General features: G+C 34.9%; 15 protein-coding genes and 1 pseudogene. All 16 read right to left on the bottom strand.

The features are described from left to right. Nucleotides 1-2: 2 nt before the first annotated feature. Nucleotides 3-1226: an HNH/ENDO VII family nuclease gene (locus tag MHH69_RS06135; protein ID WP_341361902.1), complete on the bottom strand. Its 1224-nt coding sequence runs from the start codon at nt 1224-1226 to the stop codon at nt 3-5. A 278-nt stretch (nt 1227-1504) separates the two neighbouring features. Then, nucleotides 1505-2131 carry a Bax inhibitor-1/YccA family protein gene (locus MHH69_RS06130; protein WP_341361901.1) on the bottom strand — a complete coding sequence of 209 codons (627 nt, stop codon included), beginning with the start codon at nt 2129-2131 and terminating at the stop codon, nt 1505-1507. A 168-nt stretch (nt 2132-2299) separates the two neighbouring features. Beyond that, complete coding sequence (locus MHH69_RS06125; protein WP_341361900.1) at nt 2300-4006, bottom strand: phospho-sugar mutase; 1707 nt, start codon at nt 4004-4006, stop codon at nt 2300-2302. Nucleotides 4007-4109: 103 nt separating this feature from the next. Beyond that, nucleotides 4110-5080: pseudogene (galE, locus tag MHH69_RS06120) on the bottom strand (UDP-glucose 4-epimerase GalE). A 133-nt stretch (nt 5081-5213) separates the two neighbouring features. Next, a complete protein-coding gene (locus MHH69_RS06115; protein WP_445954563.1) occupies nt 5214-5903 on the bottom strand; it encodes a sugar transferase in 690 nt (229 codons plus the stop codon). Between the two features lie 101 nt (nt 5904-6004). Next, complete coding sequence (gene galU, locus MHH69_RS06110) at nt 6005-6892, bottom strand: UTP--glucose-1-phosphate uridylyltransferase GalU (RefSeq protein ID WP_122970435.1); 888 nt, start codon at nt 6890-6892, stop codon at nt 6005-6007. Nucleotides 6893-6923: 31 nt separating this feature from the next. Continuing rightward, nucleotides 6924-8213, bottom strand: coding sequence for a glucose-6-phosphate isomerase (locus MHH69_RS06105; RefSeq protein ID WP_341361899.1), 1290 nt, complete (start codon nt 8211-8213; stop codon nt 6924-6926). A 381-nt stretch (nt 8214-8594) separates the two neighbouring features. Beyond that, on the bottom strand, nt 8595-9362 hold the full coding sequence (locus MHH69_RS06100; RefSeq protein WP_122970434.1) for a tyrosine-protein phosphatase: 768 nt from the start codon (nt 9360-9362) through the stop codon (nt 8595-8597). A gap of 98 nt (nt 9363-9460) precedes the next feature. Continuing rightward, nucleotides 9461-10147, bottom strand: coding sequence for a CpsD/CapB family tyrosine-protein kinase (locus MHH69_RS06095; protein ID WP_341361898.1), 687 nt, complete (start codon nt 10145-10147; stop codon nt 9461-9463). Further along, nucleotides 10140-10892: a YveK family protein gene (locus MHH69_RS06090; protein ID WP_341361897.1), complete on the bottom strand. Its 753-nt coding sequence runs from the start codon at nt 10890-10892 to the stop codon at nt 10140-10142. Before MHH69_RS06090 ends, MHH69_RS06095 begins: the two co-directional genes overlap by 8 nt. A 183-nt stretch (nt 10893-11075) precedes the next feature. Next, nucleotides 11076-12302, bottom strand: coding sequence for a GNAT family N-acetyltransferase (locus MHH69_RS06085; protein WP_122970431.1), 1227 nt, complete (start codon nt 12300-12302; stop codon nt 11076-11078). Between the two features lie 251 nt (nt 12303-12553). Further along, nucleotides 12554-13495 (bottom strand): LCP family glycopolymer transferase, encoded by a 942-nt coding sequence (locus tag MHH69_RS06080; protein WP_174232626.1) that lies wholly within the window; start codon nt 13493-13495, stop codon nt 12554-12556. Nucleotides 13496-13661: 166 nt separating this feature from the next. Continuing rightward, nucleotides 13662-14876 carry an ISL3 family transposase gene (locus tag MHH69_RS06075; protein WP_136292374.1) on the bottom strand — a complete coding sequence of 405 codons (1215 nt, stop codon included), beginning with the start codon at nt 14874-14876 and terminating at the stop codon, nt 13662-13664. A gap of 192 nt (nt 14877-15068) precedes the next feature. Further along, the gene (gene rny, locus MHH69_RS06070) at nt 15069-16622 is read right to left on the bottom strand and encodes a ribonuclease Y (RefSeq protein WP_122970503.1); all 1554 of its coding nucleotides are present in this window, start codon (nt 16620-16622) and stop codon (nt 15069-15071) included. Between the two features lie 500 nt (nt 16623-17122). Then, nucleotides 17123-18190, bottom strand: coding sequence for a recombinase RecA (gene recA / locus MHH69_RS06065; protein WP_277749703.1), 1068 nt, complete (start codon nt 18188-18190; stop codon nt 17123-17125). Nucleotides 18191-18372: 182 nt separating this feature from the next. Continuing rightward, complete coding sequence (locus MHH69_RS06060; protein ID WP_122970430.1) at nt 18373-19629, bottom strand: competence/damage-inducible protein A; 1257 nt, start codon at nt 19627-19629, stop codon at nt 18373-18375. Between the last annotated feature and the right edge of the window lie 7 nt (nt 19630-19636).

Here is a 19636-nt window from a genome sequence, read left to right as displayed (position 1 = left end):
TTTTACAATTCACTTTTATCTATTTGCTTAGCTCTCCATCTCCAATATTTACTTCTAAAGTTGTCATATTGCTTTTTTAATACAGGGTCATTTCTAAAGCTCCCACCATTCTCCACCAAACCATGCAAAATTTTATTATATTCATCATGCATACTTGCAGGAATTTCTACCATTGATCCTGGCTCTCTTTGGATTAAATGATGAAGCTCTATAACCGTTCCATCTTTCCAAATTGGTGCTCTTCCTTTTTTCATTAATTGAAAATTTGTCATGCCAGTATCAGGATCGATTCTCTTATAATCGATATCAATCCTTTGAAAAACCCGTCTGCTAATATCTCTTTCTTCTCCATTAACCTTTGTTGTTCCAGTATATTCCACAGCTTTATAGTTTTTATACTCTTCACCCGTCCCCTTATCTACCTGCTTCTTCTCAAGATCCTTTATGTATTCCCCTAGTTGTTTTACTTCTAAATCAGAAATTGTTTTATCTTGTATCTCTTTCGTCTTATCTACAGATTTTGAGAGGTTCTTAATATTTTCTGCTTTATCCACAGTTTTTGCAATGTCTTCTGAATTATCGAGCACATCCTTCGCGACTTTTGCTCCTTTTATAACTTTTATCGCTTTACCCAGCGGAGTCATAGAAGCTCTTGCTATGGCTCTTTCAGAATCTGAAGCGCTTGGGTCAAAAAGAGTAACTATATCACTTAGAAAGATTTCATATAATAAATCATCTACTGAATTTACTAATTGAGAAATAGCATCTGGTGTACCAGAACTATTTCCCCCCAATACTTGCCTTTGACCTTCATATGTAAATAAATATTCACCGGTATTTGGATCAATGGCTCTATTAGTATTAAATTGGGCGTATTCATCCATCACTTGTATTTTACCATTTGCATCAATAGTTATGTTATTTTTTCCTATCACATTAGGTAACATAGGAACTTGCCTAGCAATTTTCTCTTCAGCAGCTGCATACTTATCCATCGAATTTTGAAGGAAGGATACTAACTTCTTCATATTCTTTTCAATCGTTTGTAATTCATTCGATATTTTGTACAATTGATCACCGATGCCATGTCGTGCTTTAATACGGTAATCGATTTGAGATCGGATGGATGCAACATTGTCTGTAGTATTCGATACTTTTGTGGCAACTTGTGAAAAGCTAGGGGTCAAATCATTAACTCTATCAATATCGACTTTTATCTTTGACATGAATGTTCTCCACTAAACTCATTCCCTTATTATTTTCATTAATAATGTTCCCATGTTCATCCGTTAATCATGGGAAACAAAAAGGATGATTTTAAAATATGTTACTCTACAATTATAGTAAATTAAGGTAATTATACTATATAGCAAAAGTATTTTCCATAATTTAACTACATTCAGTTGTGCTAGATTACTTGTTTAATTGAGCCCTATCATCACAAAAAAAGACACCTAACGAATCTATTAGGTGTCCTCACTCTTATCATTTTGCTACTACGTAATTATTTAAACTCTTCTCTTATTCTCCAAATCAGTTCTAAAATATTTAAGAATAGGTTAATGAAATCTAAATATAAATCTAATGCCGAGCTTACAACATCCTCTTCTGAAACATGCCCTTTTGCAATTCGATTAAAATCGTAAATTGTATATAAGACGAAAATTAAAATAATGACTGCTGCTAAAAGCAATAATATGAAGTTAGACGGCGTAAAGAAGAAGAAAACGATGGAAACTAAAATCGCAACTAATAGAATTCCAAATAGATATCCACCCCACCCAGACAAATCGGATTTTGTAACACTACCAATAAACCCTAGAATGGCGAAGATTACTATTGTACCAATTAGAGTAATAAGTACGGTTTCCATACCTAATTGATCGATGTAGAATTGCGTACTCCAGAAAAACGTAATCCCTACTAAAAATGGGATACAATATAGAATTGTATTCATCATTCGAATGTTTCGAACAAAGATTGCGATAATTAATAGTAAAATGGTAATGATGGATACAGGTAATAGAACAGTTGGTGGTAACACACTACCAACAAAGAATCCAACCCCTGTTAAAAGCCACATAATAGCAAAATGCTTCAAGACTTTACGTAAAATATTTGTGTTTTTCAATTTACTTGCCTCCTATTTTCTAAACCAATTATATATACTTTATAACCAATAATAAAGTTTCATTTTTTTATTGATTACACCTCCAAATTAGTTCGATGTAACCTATTCATCCTATGTTCATATTATTCGATTATTAAAGGAAAACAGAAGCAAAAATAAAAAGCCTTCCTAAATTGGAAGGCGTGATGTTGTAAAGAATTTTTTTAATTGGTCTAACTGTTTTTCCGCTTCCATTTTAGAAGTGGCCACAACACCGAAGTAAAACTTACACTTAGGTTCTGTCCCGGAAGGACGGATAGCAACCCATGAATCATTGTTTAATACAAACTTTAATACATTTTCCTTCGGTAAAAGAATATCTTCAATGGACCCATCTGCATTTATCGTAACACTAGTTAAATAATCTTCTACTCTTATAACAGGTATCCCGCCAATTTCAGTAGGTGGATATTTTCGAAAGTCATTTAAAATAGCTTTCATTTTTTCTTGACCGTCTTTTCCTTCGAACACTTTGGATACAAGGGCTTCTTGATGATATCCGAATTGTTTAAACAAGTCATTTAAAACATCCAACAACGTCTTTCCGTGCAATTCATAATAAGCAGCCATTTCCGCAACTTTCAATGCGATTTGAACCGCGTCCTTATCTCGAACAAAAGTTTTCATTAAATAGCCATAACTTTCTTCATAACCAAATAAATAAGTATGTTGTTTCGTTTGTTCAAATTCTTCTATTTTTTCAGCAATAAATTTGAAGCCAGTTAATGTATTAATCGTATTGATGTGATATTTTGATGCAATTTTAGCGCCAAGTTCTGACGTTACAATGGTTTTAATGATAGCTCCATTAGAAGGCAGCGTTCTATTTTCAAATTGGTTTTGTAAAATATAATGTAATAGCAGTGCCCCTAATTGATTGCCAGTTAATAGTTCATATTGTTCCCCGTTACGAACAGCAACCCCGATTCGGTCCGCATCCGGATCTGTTGCGAATAAAATTGTTGCCCCAACTTTTTCTCCTAATTGCATCGCCAAGTCAAATGCAGCCGGTTCTTCTGGATTCGGGTATTCTAACGTTGGGAAGTGACCATCTGGAGAGGCTTGCTGTTCTACTACATGGACATTATGAAATCCAAGCTGTTTCAATCCTTCTATAACAGGGACTAATCCCGTTCCATGCAACGGGCTATAAACAATGTTTATATTTCGATCAATATTGTCCCGATCTTTTACCGTTAATAGCTTTTCAATATATTTTGCATCAAAGTCTTCTAATATCCATTGGACTAACCCTTCCATTTCTAATAACTTCAAGTCCCAAACTGCGATGTCAAAAATATCTTCAATTTGCTCCATCGATTTAATGATGGCTTCGGCACCTGATGGTACAAGTTGAGCACCGTCTTCTCCGTACACTTTGAAACCATTGTATTGTTTCGGATTATGACTGGCTGTAATGACTACTCCTGCAAAGGCGTTCAATTCCCGAACCGTAAAGGAAAGCTGTGGTGTTGGTCTTGGTTCCTTATAAATATAGGAATTTATCCCATGGGCGCCCAGTACACAAGCTGTTTCGATGGCAAATTCTTTTGAAAAAAGACGCGTATCATAGGCTATTACTACACCACGTTTTTTTGCCTCATTTCCTTTGGATTCAATATAACGGGCCAATCCATCCGACACGCGACGTATCGTATAAATATTTATGCGATTCGTTCCAGCACCAATTAAACCGCGCATGCCTCCTGTACCAAAGGAAACATATTGATAGAAACGATCTTCCATTTTTTTCTCATCTTCAGAAATCGCATTCAATTCTTCCCACAAATCGTTTGGTAATTTTTGAGACTTCCATTTCGTAAAGATTACTTTCATTGAGATACCTTCCTTTTATCATGTTGAATGATAGTATAAAAAGTCTTCTTTACTATACTTATAAAGAAGACTCGGCCACATTCTTAGCCGAGTTCGTAAATGTTTAATACTTTGGATGTTGATGCCATTTCCAAGCACTTTGAATAATTTGTTCTAAATTTCTCTCTGCTTTCCAACCGAGCTCTTCATAAATTTTATTTGAAGAGGCAACTAATCGTGCTGGATCACCCCTTCTCCGTTTTGTCATTTCCACGTTTGCTTTCAACCCTGTCACATATTCACAAATTTCAATCACTTCTTTTACCGAGTAACCTAATCCATTCCCTAGATTGTAGGTCGCCGTTTTATTTTTCCATCTATTAATGATTGAAGAGCTACTATATGAGCTTTTGCAAGGTCTGTAACATGTATATAATCACGAATACATGTCCCATCTGGTGTGTCATAATCATTACCAAAAATTGATACTTGCTCTCTTAATCCAGCTAAATGTTGCAACACGATCGGAATAAGATGGGTTTCTGGATTATGACTTTCACCAATTTCTGCAGTTTCATCTGCACCGGCTGCATTAAAATACCTCAATGTAACATAATTTAACCCATAGGCCGCAGCATAATCTTCTAGAATTTGTTCCACCATAAGTTTGGATTTCCCATAAGGATTGATTGGATTTGTTTCGACCGATTCATTAATTATTTCCACTTTCGGAATACCATAGGTAGCAGCTGTGGAAGAAAAAATAAAATTGTTCACGTTATTATCGAGCATAACTTCCAGCAGAGTAAGGGTAGATACAATATTATTAGCGTAATATTTTTGGGGATTACTAACCGATTCTCCTACTAAACTATTTGCCGCAAAATGCATTACTCCATTAAAAGCATATTCGGAAAAAAGAGTACGTAAATCCGCTTCATTTCCTAAATCCCCGTGGATAAAAGTTACCTTTTCGTCAACCGCTTCGATATGACCGGTTGAAAGGTTATCTAAAACAACAACTTGTTCTTCTTTCACTAATTCTTTTACAACATGACTACCAATATAACCTGCGCCACCTACGATTAAAATCATTTCCTAATCCCTTTTAATTCGATATCATTATTACTTAATTGCGGTTAAAGCTACTAGCGAAAAAATACATTGCTTTCGTATATGTATTTTTAGAAAAACGCCTATTCCTTTGTACAATAAAGTGGATTACCCTTTAGTACGCATCCTTTGATCCTAATAAAACGAATACGGTTTTGAATATTAATTTTAGATCAATGATCATATTTCGTTCTTCCATATATTTCAAATCCAGTCGAACCCATTCATCAAAGCCGATATTACTTCTACCACTCACTTGCCAATAACACGTTAATCCTGGAGTTACCTTTAGCCTTTGTTTTTCATAGTTAGAATATTGGGCTACTTCCTCTGGAAGGGGGGGCCTTGGTCCGACTAGACTCATATCCCCTTTTAGCACATTGATTAATTGGGGAAGTTCATCAAGACTTGTTTTCCGAATAAACTTCCCAATCCTCGTAACCCTTGGATCCTCTTTCATTTTAAATACAGGTCCATCCTTTATATCGTTTTGTTCTAGTAATAACATTTTTAACTCTTCTGCATTGGAGATCATGGAACGAAATTTGTAAATTGTAAATTCCTTTCCGTTTCTACCGACACGAACTTGCTTAAAGAAAACTGGACCATTTCGATTTTCTAATTTAATAAGTACCGTAATAAGTATAAAAACAGGAATTAGTATAATCATTCCAAGTAAGGAACCAATAATATCCATAATTCGCTTACTGATTAAATATCCTTTATGTTCTTTCAATATAACCGGACTATTCTGCTCCCTTCCCTTTTTTCTTGTAGCCTGTTCATTTGTAGTTGTGACAGACAATATGATTCACCATCTCTCAATCATAAATTAGCGCATTTAGTTTTAAAGGTTTTACTACTATCTATTTTTCCTATTACTAGATGTTCATTAAACGTCCTAATCTATTGAACTTGTGTATAGAATCTTTTCATTAATATTTCTTTTAATAATTGTTCTACCTGTGGTCCAATCTCTTTACTGTTCAATGCAAATTCCAAAGTTGTACGAATAAATCCAAGTTTTTCTCCAACATCATAACGGACACCATCAAACTCATAACCATAAACAGGTTGAATTTCATTTAATTTTTGAATAGCATCCGTTAATTGAATTTCCCCACCTGTACCAGCTTCTTGATTTTCTAAAAATTGGAAAATTTCAGGAGTTAAAATATATCTTCCCATAATGGCTAAGTTGGAAGGCGCTGTACCTAGTGGCGGTTTTTCAACAAATTGATTTACTTTATATAATCGATCGAATTGACTAATTGGATCAATAATTCCGTAACGATTCGTTTCTTTATCGGAAACTTGTTGAATACCAATCACAGATGATTGAATTTGTTCGTATTGGGCTATTAACTGTTTTGTACAAGGAATATCCCATTGTACAATGTCATCCCCAAGTAGTATTGCGAAAGGTTCGTTCCCTATAAATTTCCGAGCACACCAAATGGCATGTCCAAGTCCTTTTGGCTCTTTTTGTCGTATATAATGAATTTCAATTTGGGAGGACTGATTCACTTTTTCTAAAACATCTACTTTCCCTTTTTTTAAAAGGTTTTCTTCTAATTCCATATTTCGATCGAAATGGTCCTCAATTGCCCGTTTCCCTTTACCTGTCACAATAATAATTTCCTCAATCCCCGATTGAATCGCTTCTTCCACGATAAACTCAATCGTTGGTCGGTCTACAATCGGAAGCATTTCCTTTGGCATCGCTTTTGTCGCTGGTAAAAAACGTGTACCTAAGCCGGCAGCAGGTATAATAGCTTTTTTAACTTTTTTCATTCGTAGGTCTCCCCTTCAGTAAAAAATAAAGTTAATGGATAATGCTTTCTTCGATTAAGAGCTGGGTAATTTTTTTCTTATAAGCTTCTACACCTGGTTGATCGAATGGATAAACATCTAATAAATAAGCACTCATCGCACATGCCTTCATAAAAAAGTAAATAACATACCCCACGTGAAAAGCATCAAGACGATCTACTTCTATTTGTATGATTGGTACGCCCCCTTCTGCATGGGCAAGGACTGTACCTTGTTTTGAAATTGAATTGATTTCATTAAATGTACGGTTACTTAAAAAATTTAAATAGTCATCATTTAATGTCTTATACGGGATGTAGTAATCATCTGAAATCTCTTTAAAATGAAGAAATGTTTCAAAAAGTAATGGACTGCCATCTTGAACAAATTGACCTAATGAATGTAAATCCGTTGAATAATTTACCGAAGCAGGAAATAATCCTTTTTTATTTTTCCCTTCACTTTCTCCAAATAATTGCTTCCACCATTCATGTATCGAAGTAAGAGCTGGTTCGAAGGATGCTAATAACTCAATGCGATAACCTTTGGTGTATAAAGCATGACGAATAACGGCATAACGGTATGCCTCATTTTTTTCTGGGCTACTATCTTTCAAATCAATTGCCGCCTTTTTTGCTCCTTCTAGTAGTTCGCAAATATTTATTCCTGCAACTGCAATAGGTAATAACCCTACAGAAGTTAAGAGTGAGTAACGTCCACCTACATTGGAAGGGATATCAAACTTACGATAACCATTGTTTTCAGCTATCACTTTTAGTAGACTATTTTCCGGATCTGTTGTGACAATAATTCGGTTTTTTGCCTCCTCTTTATAACGCTCTTCTGCATATTGACGAAGAACTCGGAAAGCAAGGGAAGATTCCATCGTAGACCCTGACTTTGAAATGACATTAATATAAAATTCTTTGTCATATAGACTTTCAATTAATTGATTCATATAAGCCCCGCTTAAGTTAAATCCTACATATATGACGTCAATTCCCTTTTCGTGATGTTTAAAATAAGGAGAAAGCGCTTCTTGCACTGCCTTAGCCCCTAAATAAGAACCACCAATCCCAATTACTACTAATACATCTGCCCGTTTTTTAATTTCATCTGAAACCGTTAAAATGGAATTTAAATACTCCTCATCCATGAGTAACGGTCCATTTAACCAACCTATTGGTTCGTTATCAGCTTCTTCTAAATGTTGATGTATCACGGAAACTGATGAAGCATAATGAGATACATCTAAATTTAAAAATCGTTCATTGATAATTGTCGTTAATAGTAATTGAGCCAATCTAATCCATCCCCTATCTGGAAATAAACATCCTTATATAGAAAAAATTAACAATTTCTATTAAAAAAAGAGAAAGCAGAATGTCAATTTCTACTGTCTATTAAAATTTCACCAAAGCTTCAACCATTTTTTAAGACTATCTTCCTACATCCACTAGAAGTTCAGAACAGGTATTACTTCTAGGAAAGTGATTTCCTATACTTTATATGAAATTTATAAGTACAATATACCATCTAAAATAATAACAAAGAGTATTTTTGAAATAAATTGTACCGTTCAATTTATAAAATTAAATATTTCATTCAATCACTCTGAACAAATAGACTTATTTAATTATGTTTTTTGAATTAATGAAAATTAACAATAAGACAATATATCTAGTTAAAAGGTAAAAAGACTCCGCTTTTTCTTCGAAGAAACGTCTGGTTCATACATAATTAACGAGTCATTTCCTATAATTCTTTTGTTATTTTCCATAAAAAGGTCTACTAAATCTAAAAGTTTATGCTTTTCTAAATAAAAAAGACCTTGTTTAAAAAGAAACGGTCTCCTTTTTACATGATGAGCATCTGAACCATAAGTATGAACTAAATTTGCTTTCATAAGCTCCATTGATAATTTTTGAATGGTACGTCCAAAATGACCGACAATACTTCCAGCCGTTATTTGAGCTGCTGCACCCTCTCGAATTAATCGCTCAAGTCGTTCAGGCTTTTGTGCGATAGCTTTATTCCGTTCTGGATGAGCAATGATAGGTATAATCCCTATTTTGTGTAATTCGTGAATGATATTTTTTGTATAGTGGGGGATATGATTGGATGGTAATTCTAGAAGTAAATAGTTCGAATCGGCCAAAGATAAAATTTCCTTCTCCTTTACTAAATTAATGATATCTTCACATAAACGAACTTCGTGACCGAGGTGGATTGAAAGGGGGATATGGCGTCGATGTAATTCGTTTTGTAGTTCATGTACTTGCAGTTTAACTAGTTCAGCAGAAACATGATATTGGGGATGACACGTATGGGATGTGGAGATAATGTCAGAAATCCCTTCCTTTGTAGCAGCTTCTAACATATCAATTGATTGTTGGAAAATTCCAGGTCCATCATCAACGTTAAATAAAATATGGCTATGAATATCAATCATTCAAATACACCTACTTAAAAAGTTTTTGAAAAGAGGTATCCATCGAAAGCTAGGAAATACCTCTTAATCTGAAATTTAACTAATTTTGCTTTTCTATATTATTGATAGTAGAAATAGTGATTCTTTTCAATAGTGAAATTATTTAATACAACTCCGATCATATTCGCCTTTGATAAGGTTAGCATTTCCTTTGCCTTAACGGCCATTTCCTTTTCTGTTTTTCCAGAATTAATAACTAAAATCGTCGCATCACATTTATTTGATAATATTTGTGAATCGGTAACAGTCAAAATTGGAGGTGTATCAAAAATAATTAAATCAAACTGACTCTTCAACGTTTCAAGTAATTGATTCATGCGATTCGAATCTAACAATTCAGCAGGATTAGGAGGGATTGCACCACTCGGAAGTACGTAAAGTCCTTGTATATCCGTTTGTTGGATTGCATCACTTAATTCACACTGTCTAGTTAGCACTCCAGATAATCCATAGATATTTGAAACTTTAAATGTATGGTGGGATGTAGGTTTTCGCATATCCGCATCGACTAAAATAATTCGCTTGTCCTCGCCAGAAAAAACCCCTGCAATATTTGCAGCTGTCGTTGATTTCCCTTCACTCGGCCCAGCTGAAGTAACAAGAATCGTTTTAAAGTCTTTATCGGGCATGGAAAAATTTATGTTTGTACGAATCGTTCGATATTGTTCAGCTATAACGGATTTCGGATTTTCCTTTACAATAACCTTTCTTGCCATCGTATTCCTTCTTCTTTTTTTCCTAAACAAGTTTTTCCCTCCTACTTTTACTACGACTTAATTCTGAATTTGGGGAATAGGGACGTTTATTTAATTCCTTTTCAGGGATTGGGCTTACAATACCGATAATAGGAATTCCTAATAGTTCTTCTGCATCTTGTTCAGTTTTAATTGTCGTATCTAAATATTCACGTAGGAAAGCAAGTCCGACTCCAACTAGTAAACCGATCATTGTCGCAATAGCAATATTCATTAATTCATTTGGTTTTACATGACTTGGATTTTCAAGATGGACAGCAGGAGATAAAATGGTAACGTTGTTAGCATTCATTAAAACAGGAATTTCCTCTTGAAATACTTCAGCAATTGTATTCGCAATATTGACTGCTTCGAAATATTGTTCGTCTTCAACACTTATACTAATAACTTGAGATTCTTCAACATTTGATACAGAAATTTGTTCAGATAATTGGGGTGTCGTTTGATTTAAATCCAACCGTTCTATGACTTTATCTAGGATGACGGGACTTTTTATAATTTCATTATACGTATTGATCAATTGCAAGTTTGCTTGTATTTCTTGACTTTGAATTGATTCTGTTTCACTTTTTTGTTCATTGACTAGAATTTGAGTGGAGGCTTGATAGACTGGCGTCAAAATAAAATAACTAACGACGGATGCAATAATAACGGAAATAATCGTTAACGAAACTATTAAAAATAATCGTTTTTTAATCACTTTTAAAATATCTTGTAAACTTATCGTTTCTTCCAATTAGGCCATCTCCCCTAAACTAGCAATTTTATATTATCCTATTTATATTTATTTTCTATTGAATAAATAAAGTACTATTTCATACATTTTTTTCAATTAATTTGATTCTTGTTGAATAAATATAATAATACTTAGCCATATAATAGCTTTTAAAAAAGTAGTCCATTTCTTTGGACTACTTTTTTAGAAATAATCTATAAATGTTGGAATTCCTACGGGAAGTACATCTTCCAAAACCGCGATAGTGTCATCTGCACCTTTCAACCGTTCAATCTTTTGAAGATATTTAGGCCGTTTATATCCGAGTAGCATCGTAGTTACCGTTTGGATCGACATTTCAACGGTTATATCTTCACGATCATTTTCGTCGACTGTAGATATTTTTACTTTCCAGTTTTCTGAGACAATATCATAAATGCCATTATTCCATTCCACTAATGGATCGCTAATATGGAATCGAATATGGAAATTAGGTTCATCAAAAGGATAACGTTCAAGAAATTTTAGCACATCCACAATTCTAGCCATAAAGTATGGTGAAACCTTTTGAATGATTTCACTATCTTCTAGTAAAAAGGCAACCGGCTCATTACCAGCTGTTTTTCCATAGGCATTGTATACCATTGATTTATGGGCTGATACAAAATTCCATAATCCTTTTCTTGCTTCTTCTTGTAAATAAATAATTTCATCTATATAAAAGTTTTCTTCCATAATGCGATAAAACATATAGCCTTGCGGTTTATTTTCCTCATCATAGTAAACAGCTGCTTGAAGATGCACATTGGAATCAATAAATTTTTCTTCCCAATAATCTTCATGAAATTTTTCATTCCAAGCAATTGAATTTCGAATCATCGCTCCGTGGGCATGGGAGGCATATTTTTCATAAACATGTAAAACATCTTCATCTAGTGTGTCTACTCGTCGAATTTGACCAGCTACTTCTTTATAATTTGGGAATTGGGTATCTTTCACTTGAAATTCCACAATATCACTCATAATTTCCCAGCCCTTTTTCCGATAATAGGGAATCGAAAAGGGGAATAAATAAGAAATATAACGATTATCATTACGCATAACCGTTAATGTTTCTTTAATTAGCTGATCCATTAAACCTTGTTTTGAATACTCTGGATACGTACCGATTGCGGTTATTCCTCCCATTTCATAGGCGACTCCATAAATATTTACTTGAAACGGGAGACTTAAAATTTGAGATACTAATTGATCTCCATCAAACCAACCAAGGGCGTGTCCGACATGAAATTGTCGACTCTTTTCACTAACAAAACGCCGGTCTTTTTTTATGGACATGGACATTTGAAAAACATAGTTCAATAAATCAATGGATTGGCCCATTTCGTCCAATCGGATTTCCCGCATTACTAATCCTTTATGTTGAACCAACATGATCACCTATTCCGAAAATTTTTCATCGATTTTATACTTTTAAGATACGTTATCTTTTTACTTTTAATTCAATTAGTAAATAGATTTTGCCAGCTTTTTATGAATCTCACTTAAACTTATCTATTAAAATAACGAACGTAATAGTAGAATATCGTATCTTTCTATTATTATATGCTTGTGAAATCTATAATAATCACTATTAAAATAAAAACTCTTTTGAAATGAATTCAAAAGAGTTTTATCAATTTCTATGAGTTTAATTCTAGATGAGTTTTTAATGTTGATTTAACAGTTTCTAATTGTGTTTCATCAGGTATATAATAATAAATCCCATCAATTTTTGTACCATTACCGTCATTTATATATAGTTGCTCAATATTACCGAAACTATTTTTGTAATTTTTTTGCATCGTCATTAATTCATCATAAGATGCATTGACACGCACATTATCCTCAATTGATTCGAAAATGGATTTATAGTTCAATGCTGTATCAACGCTTACTGCTGAAGAAGCAATTCCTTGAATCACTTTTTTCTGACGATTTTGTCTACCAAAGTCTCCTTCCGGATCTTCATATCTCATTCGAACATAATTTAATGCACTATCTCCATCTAAAGTAATGGTTCCTTCAGGGAAGTTCGAACCGCCATATTCAAAGGCAAGGGTGTTATCTATCGTAATACCACCAACGGCATCAATGATGTCTTTAAAACTTTCCATATTTACTTGTACAACATAATCAATTGGAATTTCTAATAAATTTTCTACCGTTTTACGGGATAATTCAATACCACCATAAGCAAATGCATGATTGATTTTATCCATTCCATGTCCTTCAATTTCTGTATATGTATCACGTGGTATACTTAACATTTTAGAATCTTTCGTTTCCGGATTAACTGTTACAACAATCATCGTATCCGAACGACCAGAGTCACCTTCACGTTCATCTACCCCAAGTAACAATATCGAAATCGGTTCTTGTTCTTCCACATTGACGTTTACTTCTCGAAGTTCAGATTTATCTAGTTCTTCATATACTTTATCGACAGTATTCTTTGCATCAAAGTATACTTTTGCCACCAGACCAGCTACTGCCAAAATGAAAAGTCCTAACGTAATACCAACCCACTTCAGCACTTTTCGTTTTTTTGACTTCACTTTGTCTGTGCGTTTTTCTTTTACCACCTTTATGCCTCCTTTTAAATCTCCATATGTTGCTAATTAACTAGTGCTAAATGTAGCATATATTATTTTTTATCGATTGGCTACTCTTTTTGCAACCCCTTTTTTAATGTTTTTTAAAGGTTCTATGTCAAATGTTGGGGTGAAGTGATATTACACGGCACCCCGATTATCCTAAATGAATCCCAATTTTCTTAGATAAATTATTTAATAAAATTTTCGCTTTAAAGTGTTCATAGCTTCTAAAACCATAAGCATTACGCTTCAAAACTTTTGATTTATTATTAATTCCTTCTAAAAAACCATTTGAATATCCAAAACTTAAACTATTTAAAATTTCAACTTGCCAATTTTTTAGCGTTTGAATGGCCTTTAAAAATGCCGGAATATTTGCTTTTTCTACCTTTCGGTAAAAGGCTTCTAATCTTTTTTTTATTTCTATCAAATCATTTGAAGTTTTTGCCCAATCAAACCATTCGCAGTAAGCTTCTTTTAATTCATAGGCTTGCTTTAGTTCCTTCGACATTCCTATGTAACGATTTAAGTACCAACGATTCGTTTCTGTTAACTTATCAAATCGTTTATATAGTACATGACGCATTTTCTTACATTTCTTTCGATCATATGCATGCCATTCTTTTTGAACATTTCGACGTACTTCATCTAGTGCCCAGTAAATATAACGACAATAATGAAAGCGATCCGCAATAATAATCGGGCGATTTAACGCCTTCCTAACTGCTGCTTTAAAGCTTGGATTCATGTCCATAACCACAATTTCTACATCTGCACCGTATTTCATCAAGTAATCCTTAATGGTTTCTTTTCTACGATTTGGTAAAATATCAATTGGTTCATGTGTTTCCGCATTGGCAATAATTAATTGATAAGTTCCCGCATCGGTATCTGCTTTATATTCATCAATCGCGATACATTTTGGTAAATGAACCCCTTCATTTAATTGTTCCTTTACTACTTCTTTAAAGCGACGAATCACTGTTGAGCTTGATGTACCAAGTACTTCAGCTGCTTCTTTAAATGTTTTTGCCTTTATTGAACGGATTCGTACAACTTGATTCCATTCTTTCGAGAAACGTTGATATTTATCCACGAAAGGGGATTTTTCTGAAAAACGTTTCCCACATTGGCATACATAACGACGACGTTTATAAAAAAGGACGGTTAATCGTTCAAACCATTTTAAATGATTAATTTTTTGAATTCGATAATCATGGACTTTTGATGTTATATTCTTGCATGCTGGACATTGATGTTCTTTTTTTGGTATGGAAACGTGTAGAACAATACGTTCCCCCATCTCCTCCACCTTATGAACAGTTACACCTTTTAATCCTGGAATATTCATGTTAAAATTCATTTGCACGTATCACCTTTCATTGCTTGTTTCTCGACAATTCAAGTATATAGAAATCGGTGATTACGTGCTTTTTTATTTATGAAATTTTTTTAAACCCCAACAAATATTATAGAGCCTTTTTAAATTGTCTAACTAGATTATATAGAAATTTTCATCCAAAAGAAAAAGGGAGCCCCCAAAACGGAAGCTCCTTTTCATTTATTTTGCATATTCGACTGCTCGTGTTTCACGAATAACCGTCACTTTTATATGACCAGGATAATCTAATTCTTCTTCAATTCGTTTGCGAATATCGCGTGCTAAACGGTGGGAAGCAAGATCATCAATCTTCTCTGGTTGTACGATAATACGAATTTCACGGCCTGCTTGGATTGCGTATGACTTTTCTACGCCATCATAACCTTCAGAAATTTCTTCTAGTTTTTCTAAACGGCGAATGTAGTTTTCAAGGGTTTCACTACGGGCACCAGGTCTTGCTGCTGATAAAGCATCCGCAGCTGCCACAATAACCGCAATAACTGACGTTGCTTCTGTGTCACCATGGTGAGATGCGATACTGTTAATTACAACTGGGTGCTCCTTATATTTAGAAGCAAGCTCAACACCAATTTCCACGTGACTACCTTCCACTTCATGGTCAATAGCTTTCCCAATATCATGAAGTAATCCTGCCCGTTTTGCTAATGTTACGTCTTCTCCAAGCTCAGCTGCCAGGAGTCCTGCTAAATGTGCTACTTCGATGGAATGTTTTAACACATTTTGACCATAGCTTGTACGATATTTCATACGACCTAAGATCTTCATTAAATCTGGATGTAAATTGTGAATACCCACTTCGAAGATCGTTTGTTCTCCAGTTTCACGAATTTGTTCATCCATTTCACGACGGGATTTTTCAACCATTTCTTCGATTCGAGCCGGGTGAATACGTCCATCTTGTACTAATTTTTCAAGGGCAAGACGAGCTGTTTCACGACGGATAGGATCGAAACCAGATAAAATAACCGCTTCTGGTGTATCATCAATAATTAAATCGATACCAGTAAGTGTTTCAAGTGTTCGAATGTTACGACCTTCTCGACCGATGATGCGGCCCTTCATCTCGTCATTCGGTAAGTTTACAACGGACACGGTTGTTTCAGCAACGTGATCAGCTGCAAAACGTTGTAGTGCAAGTGATAATATTTCACGAGCTTTTTTGTCAGATTCCTCTTTCGCACGTGTTTCCGCTTCTTTCGTCATGACAGCGATATCTGTTGAAAGTTCATTTTCAACTTGTCTTAAAATGATGTCTTTTGCTTCTTCTCGAGTTAAAGCTGCGATGCGTTCAAGCTCTGACGTTTGTTCTCGTACTAACTCTTCCACTTTACTTTCCATCTGTTCAATATGCTGTTGTCTTTCAGCTAGAGCTTCTTCTTTACGCTCTAAGCCTGATTCTCTCTTGTTCAGAGCATCATCCTTGCGATCAAGATTTTCTTCTCTTTGCAATAACCGGTTTTCTTGTTTCTGAAGCTCGTACCGGCGTTCACGGATGTCTTTTTCTGCTTCAGTTCGAATTTTGTGAGTTTCATCTTTTGCTTCAAGTAGTGCTTCTTTCTTAAGCGCTTCCGCTTCCCGCTTAGCTTCATCTATGATAAGCTCAGCTGAGTGTTTCGCACCATTCACTTTTGATTCGTTCACTTTTTTCATATAGAAATAGATAACAGCGGCACCGACGATGAGTCCAAGCAAAGCGGAGATAATGTATTCCATCATTCGAACACCTCCTCTTGCTATATTCGTTTCATTTTCAGTCGGCTCATACATTGACGAAAGTTTTTATCCTATTCAATCGGTTTTTATTGATGATTGAATTGCAACTTAGTTTTCAACATACTGCCTATTTCATTTCATAATTTAGAAATTATACAATTTTAATTGTATAGGTCCATCCCAGCTATGTCAAGGACTCCCGCAAGTAGAGACCTTTTGACTACTAGATAATTCGATAGAGTTTTACCTCATTCCATGTAGCACTTTCGATAAAATACTTAAAAATTAAGATATTTCTTATTATTTTAGGCAATTTCATCTTATTGTATTCACTCTGAGGAGAAAAGGTAGGTATAAAAAAATAGCAGTTGGGAATAATGGACTGCTTTAAAAAATTTTTTCATCGAATAGTATTTTCAAAAAATTTCACTAACAAAAAAAGTTGGAGGAAACATTACTTTCCCTCCAACTTTAATATAGAAAATTAATTTGACGATTAATTATTCTTCATCTAAAAGTAATGCTAATTCTTCATCCATTTCTTCTTCTTCATCATGGGCACCAATTGTATAGGATGTTGCCGCCATGCCGAAGGATTCACGAATTTTGTTTGAAATGTGATCACGAATTTCAGGGTTTGCTTTTAAGAAAGCTTTCGCATTTTCGCGTCCTTGACCTATACGTTCATCACCATAAGCATACCAAGAGCCGCTTTTTTGGATAATGTCTAGTTCTGCACCAAGGTCAACGATTTCCCCTTCTTTCGAAATCCCTTCACCGTACATAATATCAACTTCAGCAGTACGGAAAGGAGGAGCTACTTTATTTTTTACTACTTTAATTTTTGTTTTGTTCCCTACCATTTCAGTACCTTGTTTAATTGTTTCAGCACGACGAACTTCAAGACGGATTGATGCGTAGAATTTTAATGCACGTCCACCAGTCGTTGTTTCAGGGTTACCGAACATAACACCGATTTTTTCACGAACTTGGTTAATGAAGATCGCTAGTGTGTTCGATTTATTAATAATACCGGATAATTTACGTAATGCTTGAGACATTAAGCGGGCTTGGAGACCCATGTGTGAGTCACCCATTTCGCCTTCAATCTCAGCTTTCGGTACTAATGCTGCTACAGAGTCAATAACGATAATGTCAATGGCACCACTTCGTACTAATGCTTCAGCGATTTCTAGTGCTTGTTCACCAGTATCAGGTTGTGAAAGTAATAATTCATCAATATTTACACCTAATTTTTGTGCATAGACTGGGTCTAATGCATGCTCCGCATCGATAAATGCAGCTTGTCCACCTTGGGCTTGAATTTCAGCAATAGCATGTAGCGCCACAGTTGTTTTACCTGAAGATTCAGGACCATAAATTTCTACAATACGTCCACGGGGATATCCACCAACACCTAACGCTGCATCAAGGGCAAGGGACCCGCTTGAAGATGTGGAAATTTGACGATCCGATTGTTCGCCTAATTTCATAACTGAACCTTTACCAAATTGCTTTTCAATTTGTTTTAACGCCATATCTAAGGCCGCTTTACGATCATTACTCAAAATATTTCCTCCTTATTCTATATCAGACCATTTCTATCTCTTTCTTATATTTCTACTATACTTCTTTTTGAGACAACTTTCAAGAAAAAAGCGAACATATTTTCGTTTTTTAACAAAATAAAAATTTGAGCTATTAAAATAGCTCAAATTTCACTTTCCCCAATTAAAAATATTATCTTATATTAAATCTTTTCATAGCCTTTCTCAACTAACAAACGCATTAAGTAGCTATAAGCTAATTTGACCGCGCGAATGCGATTAGAATTTCTCATACCTAAAAGTTGAAGCTTACGGGTAATTGGTTCAGAATTACCGATGCTAAAGCCTATCCAAATCGTTCCCGCAGGCTGATCACCATGAGGTTCCGGCCCAGCTGCACCTGTTAGTCCAACGCCAATATCGGTACCAAACTTTTCTCGAACTTTTAATGCCATTGCAGCTGCACATTCACTACTAACAACACCGTATTGATCAAGTAAAGATTGTTCGATACCTAATTGTTGAACTTTTGCTTGTTCAGTATACGTCACCATACCACCGACTAATGTTCCACTTACCCCTGGAATTTCCGCTAATTCAGACTGGAAAAGACCAGCAGTTAAACTTTCTGCTGCAGCAATCGTTAAGTTATGATGGAGTAACATTTCAACAATTTTCGATGCTAAGGAGTCGTCATTATTCCCATAATGATACTCCCCAACAATAGCTAAAATTTCTGCTTCCTTCGCTCTAATTAATGGCCAAGCTTCCTCTTCTGTAGCCGCTTTTGCGGTAATTCGTAGTGTAACTTCTCCATCTCCAGCAAGGGGAGCAACCGTTGGATTGGTTTGGTTATCTAAAATATCTTGAACTTGTACTTCCAATTCTGCTTCACCAATCCCATAAAATCGTAAAACATGGGAAAGAATGATGCCACCTTCATTTAAACGAGCAGCAAGTTTCGGTTTCGCTTCGAACTGGAACATCGGTTCAATTTCCTTCGGTGGACCTGGCAGTAGTATGTATATACGTCCATCCTTTTCTAGAAGCATTCCGGGAGCCATTCCGTGATGATTTGCTAATACTTCGCTACCTTCTAGTATAAGCGCCTGTTTACGATTGTTTTCAGTCATCGTGCGTCCCCATTGGGCAAAAAATTGCTCAATATAAGATAGTGCCACATCATCGAATACTAAAGGTAATCCTAAGTGGTTAGCAATCGTTTCTTTCGTTAAATCGTCTTTCGTAGGACCAAGGCCACCTGAGAAAATAATTAAATCTGCTCGAGATTCCGCAATTTCAATAGCTCTTTTTAAACGGTCCCCGTTATCTCCAACAACCGTATGATAAAACACATTAATACCGAGCTCAGATAATTGAGTAGAAATAAACTTTGCATTCGTATTGGCGATTTGCCCTAGTAACAATTCTGAGCCAACAGCTATTATTTCAGCATTCATGTTTTAA

The organism is Ureibacillus sp. FSL E2-3493 (assembly GCF_038077515.1).
Taxonomy (GTDB): domain Bacteria; phylum Bacillota; class Bacilli; order Bacillales_A; family Planococcaceae; genus Ureibacillus; species Ureibacillus halotolerans.
This window is presented reverse-complemented; position numbering and strand designations above follow the sequence as displayed.

Bases quoted from the DNA above. Each gene is read 5' to 3' on its own strand.
- galU (WP_122970435.1), bottom strand. From the start codon at position 6,892: ATGAAAAAAGTTAAAAAAGCTATTATACCTGCTGCCGGCTTAGGTACA.
- MHH69_RS06100 (WP_122970434.1), bottom strand. From the start codon at position 9,362: ATGATTGATATTCATAGCCATATTTTATTTAACGTTGATGATGGACCT.
- MHH69_RS06060 (WP_122970430.1), bottom strand. From the start codon at position 19,629: ATGAATGCTGAAATAATAGCTGTTGGCTCAGAATTGTTACTAGGGCAA.
- MHH69_RS06135 (WP_341361902.1), bottom strand. From the start codon at position 1,226: ATGTCAAAGATAAAAGTCGATATTGATAGAGTTAATGATTTGACCCCT.
- MHH69_RS06125 (WP_341361900.1), bottom strand. From the start codon at position 4,006: ATGAAAGTAATCTTTACGAAATGGAAGTCTCAAAAATTACCAAACGAT.
- rny (WP_122970503.1), bottom strand. From the start codon at position 16,622: ATGGAATACATTATCTCCGCTTTGCTTGGACTCATCGTCGGTGCCGCT.